This window comes from Paenibacillus sp. SEL3, from assembly GCF_054602585.1.
The window spans coordinates 6038016-6058771 of sequence record NZ_CM137725.1; the positions used below are offsets into that span (position 1 = coordinate 6038016).

Below are 20756 nucleotides of genomic sequence, written 5' to 3' on the forward strand. Positions count from 1 at the left end.
ATGACTCAGCACAATGTTCAACTGTTTGCATTAAGCCAACCACAGCAACGTATTTGGTACACGGAGCTTGTGTATCCCAATCGCAACACGTCCACGATTATTACCACTGTTAAAATCAAGGGAACGGTTCGAATAAATGCATTGCAGCAGGCAATGAACCGGGTGATTGCACAAAACGATTCTTTTCGTATCAAAATCACGGCTCGGGATGGCATCCCCTATCAATATGTGGAACCGTTTGCTGCTCAAAGCATAGAAACGCTTCAGGTTACCCCGGAGGAAGCTGAGCTATGGGTCAGCCATCACAACGCACAGCCGTTCCCCTTACTGGATTCGCAGCTGTATCGGTTTACTATTTTGCAGCTGGGGGCAGAAGACACCTGGTTTAGTTTCAAGATGCATCATATTATTTCGGATGGCGTTACCATGGAGCAGGCCATTAATGAAATTACGGGGAATTATATGAATATTGTGCATGGTACAGGTTCAGATGCGCCGGCCCCAGCGAACTCATATCTCGATTTTATTCAGACGGAGCAAAGCTATGAGCAATCGGACCGCTATCAAAAGGATAAGATGTACTGGACGGAGAAATTTGCCAATTTGCCGGAGGTTACAGGTTTAAAATCGTACAATCCGCTCACAGTAAGCACGGCTGCACGCCGGGAGACCTATACACTGGAGCACGAATTATATCGTGGTGTCACGGCTTTTTGCGAGGCGCATAACATCAGTATTTTTACATTTTTCCTGGCTGCTCTGTATATTTATTTACATAAAACGACAGGTGAACAAGATTTAACGGTTGGTACATTGTATGCTAACCGTACGTTGAAGAAGGAAAAAAATACAATGGGCATGTTCGTCAGCACTGTGGCTACACGTTTGCAAGTTGAGCCGGAATCCGAGCTGCTTACTTTCCTACAGGGTGTTGGCAAGGAGCAGTCGTCCATTTTGCGGCATCAGCGTTATCCGTATAACAAAATCATACAGGATTTGCGTGAACAACAAAGCGGCACGGATATTGGCCGCCTGTTTGGCGTTACCATTCAGTACCGTACGCTGAGCTTCTCTCGTTTTGATGAAGCTGTTCAGCAGGTGCATACCGATTTCTGCGGAGATACAGTGAGTGACTTTGATATTGCCATGATTGATATGCTGGATGACGATAAACTTGTATTGCAACTGGATTATCGGACCGAGCTGTTCAGCGAGCAGGAAATCGCCCGAATTATTCGTCAATTCTTGAGTGTGGTTGAGCATATGGTGAAAGGGCCACAGCAGCGGATTCAGGAGTTGTCACTGATGAGTGACAAAGAGCGGGCACAAATTATGAATGTATTTAATGCGACCACAGTTCCCTTTCCAGACGATGTGGGGATTCATGAGTTATTCGAGAAACAGGCAGAATGCACACCAGATCAGACAGCGGTTATGTTTGGAAGTCAGAGTCTGACTTATCGGGAACTGAATGAACGGTCGAACTCATTGGCACGAATGCTTCAAGCACAGGGAGTAGGACCTGACAAGCTGGTCGGCCTGATGATGCAGCGCTCCGTGGAAATGATCGTAGGCCTGCTGGCTGTTCTAAAAGCAGGCGGTGCTTATGTGCCGATCGATCCTGAATTTCCGTCATCTCGTATTCAATACATGCTGGAAGACAGCAAGGCTGCAGTGCTTCTGACCAGTCGTGATCTGTTGGAAGAGCATCATTGCAATGCCAATGCAATATTTCTTGAGGATGCAGCATTGTATCAGGGAGAAAGCAACAACCTGGAGACGATTGCTCGCCCAGAGCATTTGGCTTACGTCATCTATACCTCTGGATCGACCGGAAATCCAAAAGGAGTTATGCTCCAGCATCGTTCGGTACTGAACTTTATTACCGGGATGCATGAAATCATTGACTTTGAAGCTGGCAAAACCATTTTGTCACTCACGACCATTTCATTCGATATTTTCGTCTTGGAAACCATCTTGCCACTGTTGGCCGGAATGACGGTTGTGCTTGGCGACCATCAGCATCAGGTGGACCCTCAGGCGCTGGGTGAGTTGATTGCTCATCATTCTATAGACATGTTGCAAATGACACCATCCCGGCTACAGATGCTGCTGGATCATGAAGCTGGTTCCCACGCGCTGCGAGGCGTGAAGGAAATCATGGTGGGAGGTGAAGCCCTTCCGTCCAAGCTGCTCGCAGCACTGCAAGAAATAAATGGTCCCCGTATTTATAACATGTACGGACCTACAGAAACGACGGTTTGGTCGACCGTACAGGAACTGACTCATGCTCAAGAAATTAATATAGGACGTCCGATCGCGAATACCCAAATCTATATCATGAATGCGAGCGGGGAATTGCAGCCAGTCGGTATGCCGGGCGAGTTATGTATTGCGGGGGAAGGATTGGCCCGTGGGTATTGGAATCTCGAAGATCTGACGGCAGAGAAATTTGTGGAAAATCCGTTTGCCGGAGGCAAAGAGGGCTATGAACGGATGTACCGTACAGGCGATTTGGCGAGATGGACACTGGATGGCAATATTGAATATTTGGGACGAATGGATCACCAGGTTAAAATCCGTGGCTACCGGATCGAACTGGGCGAGATCGAATCGCAGCTATTGCAGGTGGAGTCGGTACGAGAAGCGGCTGTCGTGGCCCGTGCGGACGAAACAACGGGTCAAAAACAAATGGTGGCGTACTATGTGGCCAGTCAAGAAATGGAAGCCAGTGAACTGAGAAGTGAGCTGGGGCGGGAGCTACCAAGCTATATGGTGCCGTCGTATTTCATTCAGTTAGAGCAGATGCCGTTGACACCGAACGGTAAAATCGACCGCAAGTCCCTGCCAGCACCGGAAGGCAGTCAGCAAAGCGGAGCGGAATATGAAGCGCCCCATACCGCGCCGGAACGGGTACTCGTGGCGATCTGGCAGTCTGCCTTGGGCGTACCAACTGTAGGTATTTTGGACAATTTCTTTGATCTGGGCGGCGATTCCATCAAGGCGATTCAAATCGTATCCCGTGCGTTCCAGGCAGGCTACAAGCTGGATATGAAGGATCTGCTTCGCTGTCCAACCATCGCAGCATTGGCACCGTTTATGGTAAGTCGTATGGCAGATCAGGGAGAAGTGAGCGGGGAAACGGCATTGCTTCCGATCCATCATTGGTTCTTTGAACAGGAGCATGTAGACGCGCATCACTTTAATCAGGCGGTTATGCTGCACCGGGAGCAGGGCTTTGACGAAGCTGCTTTGCATCAGGCGCTAATCCAGTTGACCGAGCATCACGATGCACTACGGATGGTATTCAGGAAGACCGAGCAAGGCTACCAAGCGTGGAACCGCGGAATACAGGAAGGCGAGCTGTATCATCTGGACGTGCTAGACTTTAGGGCTTTGACGGATGAAGCCATTCTGAGCGCGACGATTGAGGCGAAAGCAACTGAAATTCAAAACAAAATGAATCTATCCGAAGGACCGCTGGTAAAGCTGGGTCTGTTCCGTTGCAACGATGCAGACCATTTGCTGGTGGCGATCCACCATTTGGTGGTTGATGATGTGTCTTGGCGTATTTTGCTGGAGGATTTGGCAACCGGCTATGAGCAGGCTTTACGGGGCGAGTCTGTCCGGTTGCCGAATAAGACGGATTCCTTCCGTCTGTGGGCAGACCAGCTATCCGCTTATGTGAGCAGTGCAGCGTTGGAGAAGGAGCGTGCGTATTGGGAACAAATTGAGCAAGTAGGGAAGAGCCAGGCATCCTTGCCTAAAGATTACACTCGTAAATCTCAGACCAAGCCACAGCTTCGCGATGATCGGACACTGACCGTAGCGTGGACGGTAGAAGAAACGGAACAATTCCTGAAACAAGCTCATCGGGCCTACAATACAGAAGCAAACGACCTGCTGCTGACAGCTCTGGGCACCGCAATCCAGGAGTGGGCAGGCATCCGTCAGGTGCTTGTAAATCTGGAGGGTCATGGACGGGAAGCCATTTTGCCGGATATGGATATCACGCGTACGGTCGGTTGGCTTACCAGCCAATTCCCGGTTGTACTCGATATGGGCGAGGATCGGAATGTGGGACGACGTGTCAAGAGCGTCAAGGAAGGGCTGCGTCGTGTGCCGCATAAAGGGATTGGATACGGGATTTTAAGATATCTTGCTGGCTGGGAAGGAGAAGCAGCTTTAGTTGTCGAGCCGGAAATCAGTTTTAACTATCTCGGACAATTCGATCAGGATTTAAAGCATAATGCATTCCGCATGTCTCCTTATTCCATCGGAGCTTCCATGAGTGACACGTTGACCAAGCGGTATGCTCTGGATATCAACGGCATGATCACGGACGGTGCACTGGAGCTGACAATCAGCTACAGCAACAAAATGTTTATGAAAAAATCAATCAAAAAGCTGGCTGATCTGCTTCAAGAGAGCTTGCGTGAGGTATTGGCTCACTGTGTGGGCAAAGAGTTGCCGGAGCTGACGCCAAGCGACTTGTCCTTCCAAGGACTGACGGCTGGAGAGCTGGATCATATTGTAGAGCAGACGGCTGCTGCGGGAGAACTGGAAAACATTTATTCGCTCACACCCATGCAAAAAGGCATCCTGTTCTACGGCCTAATGGAGCCGAAATCCGGGGCGTACTTTGAGCAGGCGACATTTGATCTGCAAGGCAGCTTTCAAGTGGAGGCTTTTGCCGAAAGCTTAAATCAACTAGTAGATCGCCATCAAATATTCAGAACGAATTTTTATAGCGGCTGGAATGAGCAGCCTTTACAGGTGGTGTACCGTCACAAGCACGCCGGGTTCCGTTTTGAAGATGTACGTTCGATGGAACAAGGTGAGCAGGACGCATACATTGCTGATTTTGCTGAGCGCGACAAAGCCGAAGGCTTTCATTTCAGCTCAGGCGAGCTGATGCGGGTGTCTGTTTTGCGTACAGGCGAGGAGTCGTACCATTTTGTGTGGAGCTTCCATCATATTTTGATGGACGGCTGGTGCTTGTTCCTGGTTGTCGGGGAAGCCTTCAACACGTATTTTGCCATCCTCGAAGACCGCAAACCGGAGTTAGCCTCAGTAACGCCTTACAGCGAATATATTGAATGGCTGGAGCGGCAGGATAACATGGAGCCTGAGCGGTTCTGGAGTGACTATTTTGCTGGTTTTGAGCAGCAAACAGTGCTGCCTCAGGCGAAGCAACTGGACGGTCACGCCAAGGGATATGAAGGGGATAAGCTTTCGTTTACACTGGGCCACGAAGTGACCAAGCAGATGAACAAGCTGGTCAAGCAGCAGCAGGTAACGGTTAATACACTGCTACAAGCGGCGTGGGGCGTTGTGCTGCAACGGTATAACAACAGTAGGGATGTTGTATTTGGCAGTGTCGTATCCGGCAGATCAGCGGATATTCCGGGCATCGATAAAATGATTGGTTTGTTCATTAATACGGTTCCTGTACGGATTCACAGTGAGAAAGATATGACGGTTGCTGCGTTAATGAAGCAGATACAGGAGCAGGCACTGGCTTCCCGTGCCTATGAAACCTATCCGTTGTATGAAATTCAGGCCCTGACTGAGCAGAAACAGGACCTGGTGAACCATATTATGGTGTTTGAAAACTATCCGGTGGAACAGCGTATGGAGCACATGGGGAGCCGTGACACGAACGGTTTTACGATTGTTAATGCTTCAATGTCAGAGCAAACGAATTATGATTTTAACATTACGGTTGTGCCAGGCGATGAAATAGACATTCATTTGGAATTCAACGCGCTGGTGTTTGAACGTGCAGCTGTCGAGCAAATCCGCGAGCATTTGCTGCATATGATTGAAGAAGCGATTAACCGACCAGATGCGCTGGTAGATGAGTTAGAGCTGGTGACTGCTGCGGAAAAAGCAAAAATCATCGATGGTTTTGGATCCGTGGGCGTATCTGCATGGAGTGACGAAAAAGAATCTGAATTGTTGTTCCATGCCTATGTGGAAGAACAAGCGCAGCTTGTGCCGGATCATGTGGCAGTGATATACGAGGAGCGGCAGCTTACGTACCGCGAGCTGAACGAGCGTGGGAATCAACTTGCTCGTAGATTGCGGAATGAAGGCATTGGGCGTGAATCCATTGTTGGTATTTTGAGCGAGCGATCGGTGGACATGATGGTCGGCGTACTGGCGGTGTGGAAGGCCGGCGGTGCATACGTGCCGTTAGATGCAGATTATCCGTCCGAACGGATCCGCTTTATGCTCGAGGACAGCGGCGCTACGGTACTACTGACCCAAACAGATTTGCAGGAGCGTGCCCAAGCATGGCTGGAGGAAAGCCGACAGGTCTTGGCCGGTGGGCAGTTTGAGGGAGAGTTGGAGACAGCGGCTGGCGCTGAAACGATGGAAAGAGACAGCCTGAGTGAAGGCGTAAGTTTTAAATTAGATTCGAGTTCTGACAACGAAGAAGCATCCGAACCGGCAACAGGGCTGCGTCTGCGTACTGTACTGGCACTGGACGATGAGTCGCTGTACACCGGGGATGCCACGGATGTTGAACCTATCAACGAGCCGCAGGATCTGGCGTATGTGATCTACACCTCCGGGACAACGGGACGTCCGAAGGGCGTCATGATCGAGCATCACAGTTTGGTAAACACAGCTTCGGCATACCGCCGGGATTACCGTCTGAACCAGTTCCCAGTACGCCTGTTACAACTGGCAAGTTTCTCCTTCGACGTGTTCGTCGGCGATATCGCACGGGCACTTTATAACGGTGGCACGATGGTCATCTGTCCGAAAGATGATCGCATTGATCCAAGCCGTCTGTATGGCTGGATTCACGATTATCAGATTACGGTGTTCGAATCCACACCGGCTTTAATCGTACCGTTTATGCAGCATGTGCATGAACAGGGCCTTGACATGAGCAGTCTGGAATTGCTGATCACCAGCTCGGACAGTTGTAGCGTGACGGATTATCGGGTGCTGCAAGAACGGTTTGGTGCGGATATCCGCATTATGAACAGCTATGGCGTCACGGAAGCGGCGATTGACTCCAGCTTCTACGACGAAGAACTGTCAAAACTGCCAAGTAGCGGCAGTGTGCCGATTGGTCAGGCATGGCTGAACGCACGCTTCTACATCGTGGACAGCCAGCTGAATCCGGTGCCGATCGGCGTACTGGGCGAGCTGTGCATTGGTGGAGCCGGGGTAGCACGAGGCTACCTGAACCGTGCAGATCTGACGGCCGAGAAGTTTGTAGCGAATCCGTATGTAGCCGGTGAACGATTGTACCGCACAGGTGACCTGGCGCGGTGGATGTCAGACGGCAATGTGGACTTTATCGGGCGGATGGACTATCAGGTCAAAATCCGGGGCTACCGGATTGAGCTGGGCGAGATTGAAACGGCAATCCAGCGGGTGCCGGGTGTGCGTCAAGCCGTAGTCATCGACCGGACGGATGAGCGTGGGCACAAGTATTTGTGCGGATACATCACGGGAGAAACCGAGCTGCAGATCGAGGAAGTACAAGCAGCACTGGAAGCAGCACTGCCAGCACATATGGTACCTGCACGCTTGATGCGTCTGGAGACCTTACCATTGACCCACAACGGCAAAATCGACCGCAAGGCCTTACCGGAACCGGAAGGAAGCATTCATACCTGTGCAGCTTATGTGGCACCGCGAACTACGGTGGAACAAGTATTAGCTTCGGTGTGGGCTGGGGTGCTGGGCGCAGAAGCCGTAGGTACGCAGGATAACTTCTTTGAACTGGGCGGCGATTCGATCAAAGCACTGCAAGTATCGTCCCGATTGTTGCAAGCAGGCTATCGATTGAACATGAAGGATCTGTTCAGCAATCCGACGGTAGCGTCACTCAGTCCTTTGCTTCGTACAGACGGCAAGATGGCCAGTCAGGATGAGGCCGTAGGCAAGGTAGAGCTGACACCCATTCAGCGGTGGTTCTTCGAGCAGCAGCCGGCTGACCTGCACCACAGCAACCAGGCGATGATGCTGTATCGAGCTGGGCGCTTTGACGTCGACGCGCTACGCCGTACGATGGAACGCTTGGTCCAGCATCATGACGCATTGCGCACGGTATTCCGTGAGACAGAGCAAGGCTATGCCGCTTGGAACCGCAGTGTAGAGGAAGGCGAGCTATACACACTGGACATTGTAGATTTTAGCGGCGTTGAAGACGAATCCACCGCTGTAGAAGCCAAGGCGAGTGAAATTCAAGCGAGCATTTATTTGAGCGAGGGTCCGCTTGTGAAGCTTGGTTTGTTCCACTGCGCTGAGGGCGACCATTTGCTAATCGTCATTCATCATTTGGTTGTGGACGGTGTATCGTGGCGTATTTTGCTGGAGGATTTGGCATCCGGTTATGAGCAGGCTATTGCAGGCAAAACAGGCACAGCTATCCGACTACCGCATAAAACAGATTCGTTCCAGACTTGGGCCGAGCAGCTGTCGGCCTATGCGAATAGCGCGACGATGGAGCGGGAGCTTGCTTACTGGCAGCATATCGAACAAGCAGAAGCCAGTCTTGCGAAGCCTTTGCCAAAGGATTTTGCGAATGACAATGCACTGCTTGGGGACAGTGAGGTTGTGACGGTCCGCTGGACGAAGCAGGAAACCGAGCAGTTGCTCAAACAAGCTCATCGCGCATACAACACGGAAATGAATGACCTGCTGCTGGCTGCGCTCGGAAAAGCCGTATATGACTGGTCTGGTTCCGAACGAGTGCTGGTCAACCTGGAGGGCCATGGACGGGAAGCCATTGTACCGGATGTGGATATTACGCGGACGGTCGGCTGGTTTACGAGCCAGTTCCCGGTTGTACTCGATGGAAGTCTGGGACAAGGGGGGAATACGGCTCGTCTGATCAAACGGATTAAGGAAGGGCTGCGTCATATTCCGCAGAAAGGCATCGGCTATGGTATTTTACGATACCTGTCGGATACGAATGTTCTGGAGAAAGCAGGCGTGCAGTTAAAGGCTCAGCCTGAGATCAGTTTTAACTATTTGGGCCAATTCGATCAGGATTATAAAGGCAATGATCTGGAGCCTTCCTCCTATTCCATCGGTGTGCCTGTCAGCATGAATGCGGCTATGGATTTTGCGCTGGATATCAATGGAGTCATCGAGGATGGTGAGTTGGTGTTCACGATTCGCTACGGTACTACGCAATTCCGCCAAGAAACGATTGCACGGCTGGGTGAGCTGCTGGCATCCAGCTTGCGTGAAGTCATTCATCATTGTGTCGCCCAAGAGAGAACGGTATTGACCCCAAGTGATGTGCTGTTAAACCATGTAACGCTAGACGAGCTAGAGCAATTGGTGGAGGATACACAAGATCTGGGCGAACTGGAAAATGTATATGCTTTGACGCCGATGCAAAAGGGCATGCTCTTCTTCAGCCTGATGGATGAGAATTCGGCGGCGTATTTTGAGCAGGCCACCTTTGAATTGAACGGGCGTTTTGATGTGGTTACTTTCGGCAAGAGCTTGGATCTGCTCGTACAGCGTCATGAGGCATTGCGGACGAACTTTATCAGTTCATGGAAGGATGAGCCTGTACAGGTCGTTTTCCACAACCGCAGCGGAGAGTTGTACTATGAAGACCTGCGCGGACTGAAAAAAGAAGAACGTAAAGCGCGTGTGGAGGCATTTACCCTTGCTGATAAAGCGAAAGGATTCCGTCTGGCGGAGGACGCACTCCTTCGTATCTCGATTCTACAAACCGGGGATGAAACGTATCACTTTATTTGGAGCTTCCATCACATTTTGATGGATGGCTGGTGCTTGTCCTTTATGACACAGGAGGTATTTGGTAGCTATCTGGCACTGCGCGCGGGTCATGAGCCAGCACTGGAGCCTGTCACGCCGTTCAGTCGATTTATTGAATGGCTGGAACGTCAAGACCGTGAGGCAGCCTTGCAATACTGGCGTGGGTATCTGGCGGACTATGAGCAGCAAATTACGCTTCCCCAGCAAAAAACACAGCCTAAATCGATGCACACCGGGGAATATATCGCTGAAGATCTGGATTGCGAATTCCAACCAGAGCTGGTTGCCCAGATCGAACAAGTGGCGAAGCAAAATCAGGTCACGATCAATACGCTGATTCAAACCGTATGGGGCGTTCTGTTGCAAAAATATAACAACAGTACGGATGTCGTGTTCGGCAGCGTTGTGTCCGGTCGTCCAGGGGATATTCCAGGTGTGGAGCACATGATCGGGCTATTTATTAATACAATTCCAGTGCGTGTGCAGTCTGAACCAGGTGAAAGTTTTGTCGAGCTGATGAGACGAACACAGCGGCAGGCGCTGGCTTCCAATGGTTATGATGCGTTCCCGCTGTATGAAATTCAAGCACTGACCGAGCAGAAGCAGGATTTGATCAATCATATTATGATATTTGAAAATTATCCGGTGGAGCAGCAGGTAGAGCAGCTGGGCAGTGAAGGACAGGAACCATTTACAATTTCGAACGTGGTGTCTACAGAGGCAACCAACTATGATCTGAACGTCGTCGTGATGCCGGGAGAAGGCATCAAGATTCGTTTTATGTATAACACGCTCAGCTTTGATCAAGCAGGTATTGAGCGCTTGTATGGACATTTTGCACGTTTGCTGGAGCAAATTTCGCTCAACCTGCATGTTCGGGTGGAAGAGCTGGAACTACTCACAGCAGCAGAAAAACAAAAGATTACAGCGGCCTTTAATGACACCGCTTGTGCATTTCCGTCCCATCAGACGATCCATCAGCTGTTTGAGGAGCAGGTGGAGTGTACGCCGGATCAGGTGGCATTGGTGTTTGAACATCAGCGTCTGACGTATCAGGAGCTGAATGAACGGGCGAATTCATTGGCTCGAATGCTTCAAGCCCAGGGAGTAGGACCAGACAAGCTGGTCGGTCTGATGGTACAGCGCTCCGTGGAAATGATCGTAGGTCTGCTGGCCGTGCTAAAAGCAGGCGGTGCTTATGTGCCGATTGATCCCGAATTTCCATCCTCTCGTATTGCATACATGCTGGAAGACAGCGAGGCCGCAGTGCTTCTGACCCGTCGTGAACTGGCAGAAGAACACCATTGCCATGCCAATACCCTGTTTCTTGAGGATGCCGCATTGTATCAGGGAGAAAGTAGCAACCTGGAGACGATTGCCCGCCCAGAGCATTTGGCTTATGTCATCTATACGTCGGGTTCGACTGGAAATCCGAAAGGAGTTATGCTCCAGCATCGCTCGGTCCTCAACTTTATTACAGGGATGCGCGAAGCCATTGATTTTGAAGCGAGCCGAACCATGTTGTCACTCACGACCATTTCATTCGATATTTTCGTATTGGAAACCATTCTCCCCCTGTTGGGCGGAATGACGGTGGTGCTTGGCGACAGCCAGCATCAGGTGAATCCTCAGGCGCTGGGTGAGTTGATTACTCAACATTCGATTGAGATGTTGCAAATGACCCCATCCCGGTTACAAATGCTGTTGGGTCATGAAGCAGGCTCGCGCGCGCTGCAAAGCGTGAAGGCAATTATGGTCGGGGGCGAAGCCCTTCCGTCCAAGCTGCTCGCGGCACTGCAAGCAATAAACGGTCCCCGTATTTATAACATGTACGGACCTACAGAAACGACGGTGTGGTCAGCCGTACAGGAACTGACCCATGCCCAAGAAATTAATATAGGACGTCCGATTGCGAATACCCAAATCTATATCATGAATGCGAATGGGGAATTGCAGCCCGTCGGCGTGCCGGGCGAGTTATGTATTGCCGGGGAAGGATTGGCCCGTGGATATTGGAAACGTGAAGAACTGACGGCTGAGAAATTTGTAAATAATCCGTTTGCTGGTGGCAAGGCAGGCCATGAGCGGATGTATCGTACAGGCGATTTGGCAAGATGGATGCCGGACGGCAACATTGAATATTTGGGGCGAATGGACCATCAGGTGAAAATCCGGGGCTACCGGATCGAACTGGGTGAGATCGAATCGCAGCTGTTGCAGGTCGAGTCGGTACGAGAAGCGGTCATCATGGCTCGGGCGGACGAAACTGACCAAAAACAACTAGTAGCGTACTACGTCGCGAGTCAAGAGCTTGGAGCCGGTGAACTGAGACATGAGCTGGGACAAGAACTGCCAAGCTATATGATGCCGTCGTATTTCATCTGGTTGGAGCAGATGCCGCTGACACCGAACGGTAAAATCGACCGCAAGTCCCTGCCAGCACCGGAAGGCAATCTGCACAGCGGTGCGGATTATGTAGAGCCGCGCACTGCACCGGAACGAGCGCTTGTAGCGGTCTGGCAGTCCGTCCTGGGTGTGCCAACCGTCGGTATGTTGGACAATTTCTTTGATCTGGGTGGCGATTCGATCAAGGCGATTCAAATCGTATCCCGTGCGTTCCAGGTAGGCTACAAGCTGGACATGAAGGATTTGTTCCGCTATCCCATCGTCGCAACCCTGGCACCGCATATGCACGAGGTCAGTCGTATGGCAGATCAGGGAGAAGTAAGCGGAGAAACGGCATTGCTTCCGATCCAGCACGAGTTCTTTGCGCAGGAGCAAGTAGACGTGCATCACTTTAATCAGGCGGTGATGCTGCACCGGGAGCAGGGGTTTGACGAGTCGGCTCTGCGTCAGGCGCTTGGCAAGCTGACAAAGCATCATGATGCTTTGCGAATGGTGTTCAGCAAGACCGCGCAAGGCTATCAAGCATGGAATCGCGGAATACAGGAAGGCGAGCTGTATCAGCTGGACGTGCTGGACTTTAGGGATATAACGGATGAAGCCATGCTCGGCGTGGCAATGGAGGCGAAAGCTACCGAAATTCAAAGCAGTATCCAACTGCAAGAAGGGCCGCTGTTTAAAGCAGGTTTGTTCCACTGTGTAGATGGCGATCATTTGCTGATGGTGATTCACCATTTGGTGGTGGACGGGGTATCCTGGCGTATCTTGTTTGAGGATTTGGCTACTGCCTATGAACAGGCCATCCATGAAGAGGTGCTTCAGTTACCGGACAAAACGGATTCCTTCCGATCCTGGTCACAAAAACTTTCCGAGTATGCGAATAGCGCAGCCATGGACAGTGAACACGCCTACTGGGAACAATGGAACGCAGCTGCTTTGGCTGACCAAGTTCGTTTACCTGAGGATCAAGCACAGGCTGACTCATTTACTTTGGCTGACACAGATACAGTGGTCGTCAAGCTTACGAAAGAAGAGACAGAAAGACTATTGAAGCAAGCACACCGCGCATATAACACGGAAGTGAACGATCTGTTGCTGACGGCTTTGGGCATGATGCTGTATACGTGGACGGGTCATGAACGCAGTCTGATTCATTTAGAGGGACACGGACGTGAGAACATTTTGCCGGATACGGACATTTCTCGTACCATAGGCTGGTTTACGAGTCCATATCCGATATGGCTGGACATCGGTCGTGATCAGGCTTTGTCGGAACGCATCAAACAGGTCAAAGAGAGTCTGCGTGATATTCCGAATCAAGGAATGGGCTACGGAATTTGGAGATATTTGAGTGAATCTGGCCAAGCCATGGCTCAGCAAGCAGATGCACTGCATCTCGCTCAACATCAAGCTTTTGCCGAGCCGCAAGTGAGCTTCAATTACCTCGGACAGCTGGATCAGGACTTGCAAAACAGCGATATCCGTATGTCTCCTTACTCGATGGGATCGGCCGTTAGTGACCGGACGAAAATGAAATATGCGCTCGATGTGAGCGGGATCGTAACGAACGGCATCCTGGAACTGGACATTCGGTATAACAGCAAAGCCTTCCGTAAGGACACCGTCCAAATGCTGGCTAATCTGTTGAAATCCAATCTGCTTGAGATTATCGAGCATTGTGTCACACGAGATCGGATCGAATTAACTCCAAGTGATGTACTGTTCAAAGGTCTGACCCTGGAGCAATTAGATACGATTAAGGAGCAGACCCAGACGGTTGGGGAATTGGAAAATGTATATCCGTTAACCCCCATGCAAAAGGGGATGCTGTTCCACAGTTTGATGAATGCAGAAACAGGCGTGTATTTTGAGCAGGCGACCTTTGATCTGGAGGGCCACTTGGAGCCATCTATATTCGAGGAAAGCTTGAAGCTGCTGGTTAGTCGACATGCGATATTACGGACGAATTTCTATAGTGGCTGGCATGGTCAACCGTTGCAGATTGTCTATCGTCATAAAAATCCGAGCTTCTTTTATGAGGATGTCAGAGGGTGTGAACAGGCTGTAGCTGAATTTGTGGCCCAGGACAAAGCTCGAGGCTTTGATTTAAGCAAGGATGCGCTCATGCGTGTAGCTGTCTTCCGCACGGGTGATCGCTCATACCGTTTTGTATGGAGCTTCCATCATATTGTGATGGACGGCTGGTGCCTGTCCCTGATGACGGACGAAGTGTTTGGTGCCTATGCTGCCTTGCTGGAGAATAAGCAGCCAGAGCTCGCACCTGTCAAGCCGTATAGTGACTATATCGAATGGTTGCAAGATCAGGATGCACAGGAAGCGACCCGTTATTGGAGTGAGTATTTGGCAGGCTTTGAGCAGCAAACCTTGTTGCCTGGTGAGAATGCGCAAGCTTCTGTAGCCGCACGGGATGAAGAACCAGACGGAAGTGGTGGAAGTTCAAATTCTGGCTATGTTTCGGAAAAGCTGCCATTTATGTTGGGTAAAGAACGGAGTGCCGCATTAAACCAAATGGCCAAGCAACAACATGTCACGATTAACACCTTGCTGCAAAGTGTGTGGGGCGTTATTTTACAGCAATACAATAATAATCAGGATGTTGTGTTTGGTGGTGTGGTATCCGGTCGTCCGGCAGACATTCCAGGTGTGGAGAACATGATTGGATTGTTTATCAATACGATTCCGGTACGCATATGCAGTGCACCGGATGCTACATTTGCTGAAGTATTGCAGCGCACACAGGAACAGGCTCTGACCTCCAGTGTCTATGACACGTTCCCGCTGTACGATATTCAGGCACGGACTGAACAAAAACAAGACCTGATTCATCACATCATGGTCTTTGAAAACTACCCGATTGGGCAGCAGATGAAGCAGATGGGCGGTTCCGGCGAGACAAAGGCACAAACAGGCTTCTCGATTGCCAATGTGGCACTTGCCGAGCAAACCAACTACGATTTTAACCTGATTGTTGTGCCTGACGAGGATATCTCTATCCTGCTTGAATACAATGCTCTGGTGTATAACCGGTCTGCTATGGAGCGTATCCAGGGCCATATCGACCATGTCATCAGGCAAATTGTGGACAATCCGAATATCCGTGTGAATGAGCTGGAATTGGTAACACCAGAAGAACAGGCACAGATCGTTCAGGTTTGGGGGGATACGGCGGTAGCCTATCCACAGGATCAGACGCTAAGTGCGTTGTTCGAGCAGCAGGCCACGAACACGCCGGATCAGGTGGCAGTGTTGTGCGGATCGGAATCGTTGACCTACGCGGAGTTGAATGAGCGAGCGAACCGTTTGGCTCGGACGCTGCGTGCGGAAGGTGTTGAACCGGATCAACCAGTCGGTATTCTGGTCCGCCGTTCGCTGGAGATGATCGTAGGCATCTACGCGATCCTCAAGGCAGGCGGAGCCTATGTGCCAATCGATCCGGAATATCCGGCCGACCGCATCCGCTTTATGCTGGAGGACTCGGGCGCGAAGCTGGTGCTGACGCAATCGCATCTGGCGGAGCAAGCATCGCTGAGTTTCAACGGCCAGGTGCTGGTACTGGACCGCGAGAACATCTATCACGAAGATGGCTCGAATCTGGAGCCTCTGGCGGGGCCGCACCATGTTGCGTACGTCATCTATACCTCTGGCTCCACCGGAAAACCGAAGGGTGTGATGGTGGAGCACCATTCCGTGCTGAACCGGATTTTGTGGATGCATGATCGTTACGGCTTGAGTGCGGAAGATACGATCCTACAAAAGACCGCTTTCACCTTCGACGTGTCAGTGTGGGAGCTGTTCTGGTGGTCGATGGTCGGCTCGAAGGTAAGCCTGTTGTCCGTGGGCGGGGAAAAGAACCCGGAAGAGATCATCGACACGATTGCCCGCGATGGCGTAACCACGATGCACTTTGTACCCGCTATGCTGCATGCGTTTCTGGAGTACGTGGAGCAGCAGCCTCGGGAAGTGATGCAAGCGAAGCTGGGCACGCTGCGCCATGTCTTTGTCAGTGGTGAAGCTTTACCGCCACAGCATGTGGCCCGGTTCCAACGACACGTGTCGAGCCTGACCGGAGCGAAGCTGATCAACCTGTATGGACCAACCGAAGCGACGGTGGACGTATCGTACTTTGATTGCGAGCCGGATGGGGAATATACAGTCATTCCCATCGGGAAACCGATTCAAAACATTCGTCTGTACATCGTGAAGGAAGGCACGGAGCAATTGCAGCCGATCGGGGTTGCAGGGGAGCTGTGCATCGGTGGTGTCGGTGTGGCACGAGGTTATCTGAACCGTCCGGAGTTGACGACCGAGAAATTTGTAACTGATCCGTTTTCGGGTGGTGAAGCAGGCTATGAACGGATGTATCGCACCGGCGATTTGGCGAGATGGATGCCGGACGGCAACATTGAATATCTGGGCCGGATCGACCATCAGGTGAAAATCCGGGGCTACCGGATTGAGCTGGGCGAGGTGGAATCGCAGCTGCTCCAAGTGGAATCGGTACGCGAAGCCGTCGTCATGGCTCGTGCGGATGAAACGGGACAAAAACAAATGGTGGCCTACTATGTCGCTGGGCAAGAGATCGGTGCCAGCGAGCTGAGAAGTGAGCTAGGCCGGGAGCTGCCAAGCTACATGGTGCCATCGTACTTTGTACAGCTGGAGCAGATGCCGCTGAGTCCAAATGGCAAAATTGACCGCAAGGCCTTGCCGGCACCGGAAGGCAGCCTGCAAACTGGAGCTGATTATGCAGAGCCGCGTACGGCGCAAGAACGCGCACTGGTAGCGGTCTGGCAGTCGGTACTGGGGCTGCAGACAGTCGGTATTTTGGACAATTTCTTTGATCTAGGCGGCGATTCCATCAAAGCCATCCAAATCGCATCGCGTACGTTCCAGGCCGGTTATAAGCTGGACATGAAGGATTTGTTCCAGTATCCAACGGTTGCAACACTGGCACCGCATATGCATGAGGTCAGCCGTATGGCAGATCAAGGAGAAGTGAGCGGGGAAACCGCGTTGCTACCGATCCAGCATTGGTTCTTTGCGCAGGAGCGCGAGCGTCCGCAGCACTTTAATCAGGCGGTCATGCTCTATCGTGCCGAGGGCTTTGATGAGACGGCAGTTCGCCAAGTCATGGATCACATCGTGAAGCATCATGATGCGCTTCGTACGGTTTTCCGTCAGGATTCCTCTGGTTATACGGCTTGGACACGCGGTGTAGATGAAGGCGCGTTGTATACGCTGGAAACCGAAGACTACCGTGAACAAGTAGCCTATGCGGAAGCGCTGGAAGCGAAGGCAAATGAAATTCAAAGCAGCATTCACCTGTCCGAAGGACCGCTGGTGAAGCTGGGATTGTTCCACATAGCCGAGGGCGATCATTTGCTCATAGCTATTCACCATTTGGTGATAGACGGGGTGTCGTGGCGGATTCTGTTTGAGGATTTCTCTACTGGCTACGAGCAAGCGAGCAAAGGCGAGCCTGTACGATTGCCCTATAAAACAGATTCCTTCCAAGCATGGGCACGGGAGTTGTCGTCTTACGCCAACCGTCCTGAGGCTGCATCGGATGAAGTTTATTGGAAGCAGCTGGAACAGGCCAAAGCGGAAGCCGCACCGCTGCCTAAGGATTTTACCTACGAGGGCTCCTTAAACGCAGACAGCGAAGTGCTGACGGTAGAGTGGACCGAAGCTGAAACGCAGCAACTGTTAAAGCAGGTCCATCGCGCCTACAACACCGAGGTCAATGATTTGCTGCTGACCGCGCTGGGACTGGCGGTGCACAATTGGACAGGCGCAGGACAGGTACTGGTGAATCTGGAGGGCCATGGCCGGGAAGCGATCCTGCAAGAGGTGGATATTACACGTACCGTAGGTTGGTTTACGAGCTTGTATCCAGTGCTGCTGGAGACCGGCAAGGAAATGACACTGGCTCAGCGGATTAAAGAAACGAAGGAAGGTCTGCGCCGGATTCCACATAAAGGGCTGACCTATGGAACTTGGCGCTACTTGTCTCCTACGTCTGCATCGGATGAAGCGCATACGATTGCAGCAGAACCGGAAATCAGCTTTAACTATTTGGGTCAGGTCGATCAGGATCTACAAAACAGTGGAATCGCATTGTCACCCTATAGTGCAGGGGAGACAGAGGATGCACATTCACCGCTGCAATATACGCTGGATTTAAACGCGATGATCTCGGAAGGCACGCTGCGCTTGACGATTGCTTACAGCCGTAAGCAGTATCGTAAAGAAACGCTGGAACGTGTGGCAGGACTGCTTCAATCCGCTTTGCAAGAGGTGATTACGCATTGCGTCGCTCAGGAACAGCCGGAACTGACCCCGAGTGATGTATCCTTCAAAGGTCTGACGACTAGAGAACTGGAACAAATTGCAAAACAGGCGGCACATACCGGTGATTTGGAAAATGTATACGCACTGACGCCGATGCAAAAGGGGATGCTCTTTTATAATCTGATGGATTCGCAATCAGGAGCTTATTTTGAACAGGCCTCCTTTGATCTGCGAGGACATTTTAATATCGCTGCATTTGCGGCCAGTTTGGATGTTTTAATGCAGCGGCATACGGTACTGCGCACGAACTTCTACAGCGGCTGGCAGGATGAACCGCTTCAGGTTGTGTACCGCAATAAGCGCAGTGAACTGTATGTGGAAGATTTAAGGGACATGGAGGACGAGCAGCAAAACGAATACATGCTCGAATTTACGCGTAAAGACAAGCAAAGAGGCTTTGACCTAGCACAAGACGCCTTGATGCGTGTCGCTGTGTTGCGCACAGGTGAGGAGACGTACCGTTTTGTATGGAGTTTCCATCATATCGTGATGGATGGCTGGTGCTTGTCGCTGGTGACAAACGAAGTGTTTGCGAGCTATTTTGCGATCCTGGCCCATAAACAACCGGAACTGGCCCCTGTAACGCCGTACAGTCAATATATCGAATGGCTGGAGCAGCAGGATCGTCAGGCCGCATCAAGCTACTGGAGCAAGGTTCTGGAAGGATATGAGGAGCAGTCTCGTTTGCCACAGGCTAAAATTCAGGGCAAAACGGGGTATCAGTCGGAGCGTTTAGATTTTGATTTGGGCGCGGATCTCACAGCTGGTATTCAGCGTATAGCCAAGCGTTATCAGGTGACGATCAATACGTTGATGCAGACCGTTTGGGGTATTTTGCTGCAAAAATATAATGGCACCGATGATGTCGTGTTTGGCAGCGTGGTATCTGGACGTCCGGCAGACATTCCGAATGTGGAGCACATCATTGGTCTGTTTATCAATACGATTCCGGTGCGTATCCGCAGTCAAGTGGACAGTTTATTCTCCGATGTGATGAAGCAAACCCAGGAGCAATCGATTGCTTCCCATACCTATGATACGTATCCGTTGTATGAAATTCAGGGACTGTCGGAGCTTAAGCAGGATTTGATCAATCATATTCTTATTTTTGAGAACTATCCGGTCGAGGAACAAATCGAGCAATTAGGCAGCGGTGATGAGTCCAGCTTCACGATCACCGGAGCCGAGTCTGTCGAGCAGACCAACTATGACTTTAACCTGGTGGTACTGCCCGGGAACACCATTCACATGAGCTTTGGCTATAATGCCCTGGCCTTTGAACGGGAAAGTGTAGAGCAAGTCCGAGGCCATCTGGTGCAACTGCTGGAGCAGGTGACAGCGAATCCGGACATCCGTGTACATGAGCTGGATATGTTAAGCGAGCAGGAGCGCGAGCAAATTCTCAGCGCATGGGGCAATACTGCGACCGAGTATCCAAGCGAGCAAACGATCCACGGCTTATTCGAGGCGCAAACGGCGCAGACACCGGAGCAGACAGCATTGTTCTTTGAAGGAGAAACGCTGACTTATCGTGAGCTGAATGAACGCGCCAATCGCCTGGCTCGTACCTTGCGCAGTCAAGGCGTGACGAAAGATCGTTTGGTGGGTCTGATGACCGAGCGGTCGGTGGACATGATCGTGGGCATTTTCGGGATTTTAAAAGCCGGAGGCGCCTATGTTCCTATCGATCCAACCTATCCGGAGGAACGTATCCGCTATATGCTGGATGACTCGGGAGCGAAGCTGCTATTGACACAAAGTCATCTGGTGGACAAAGCAGTTATCGATGGTCAAGTGCTGGTATTGGATGGAGTGCAAACGGTGTATCACGAGGATGGTTCTAACCTGGAGCCGGGGTCCGGCCCGAATGATTTGGCGTATGTGATTTATACGTCAGGTACAACCGGGCAGCCAAAGGGCGTTATGCTGGAGCATCACGGGCTGTGCAATCTGAAAACGTATTTTGATCAGACGCTTCGAATCCGCACGTCGGATCATGCGTTGCTGTTCGCTAGCTATTCGTTTGATGCGGCTTGCTGGGAAATCTTCCAAGCGCTGTTCTGCGGAGCCACGTTATATGTGCCAACGACAGAGACGATTTTGAACTACGAGCGGTTTGAGCAATATATGGCGGATCACCAAATCACCGTGGCCGCTTTGCCGCCGACCTATGCGGTGTATCTGGAGCCAGAGCGGATGCCACACCTGCGTATTCT

At 51.3% G+C, this 20756-nt stretch carries 1 protein-coding gene (only partly in view); it reads left to right on the plus strand.

Features of this window, described 5'->3' with window-relative positions:
- Positions 1-20756 carry the 5' portion of a non-ribosomal peptide synthase/polyketide synthase gene (locus tag ACYCS5_RS27545; protein WP_459760460.1) on the plus strand. The gene runs 21442 nt beyond the window's last position, so only the first 20756 of its 42198 coding nucleotides appear in the window; its start codon is at positions 1-3; its stop codon lies off the right edge, out of view.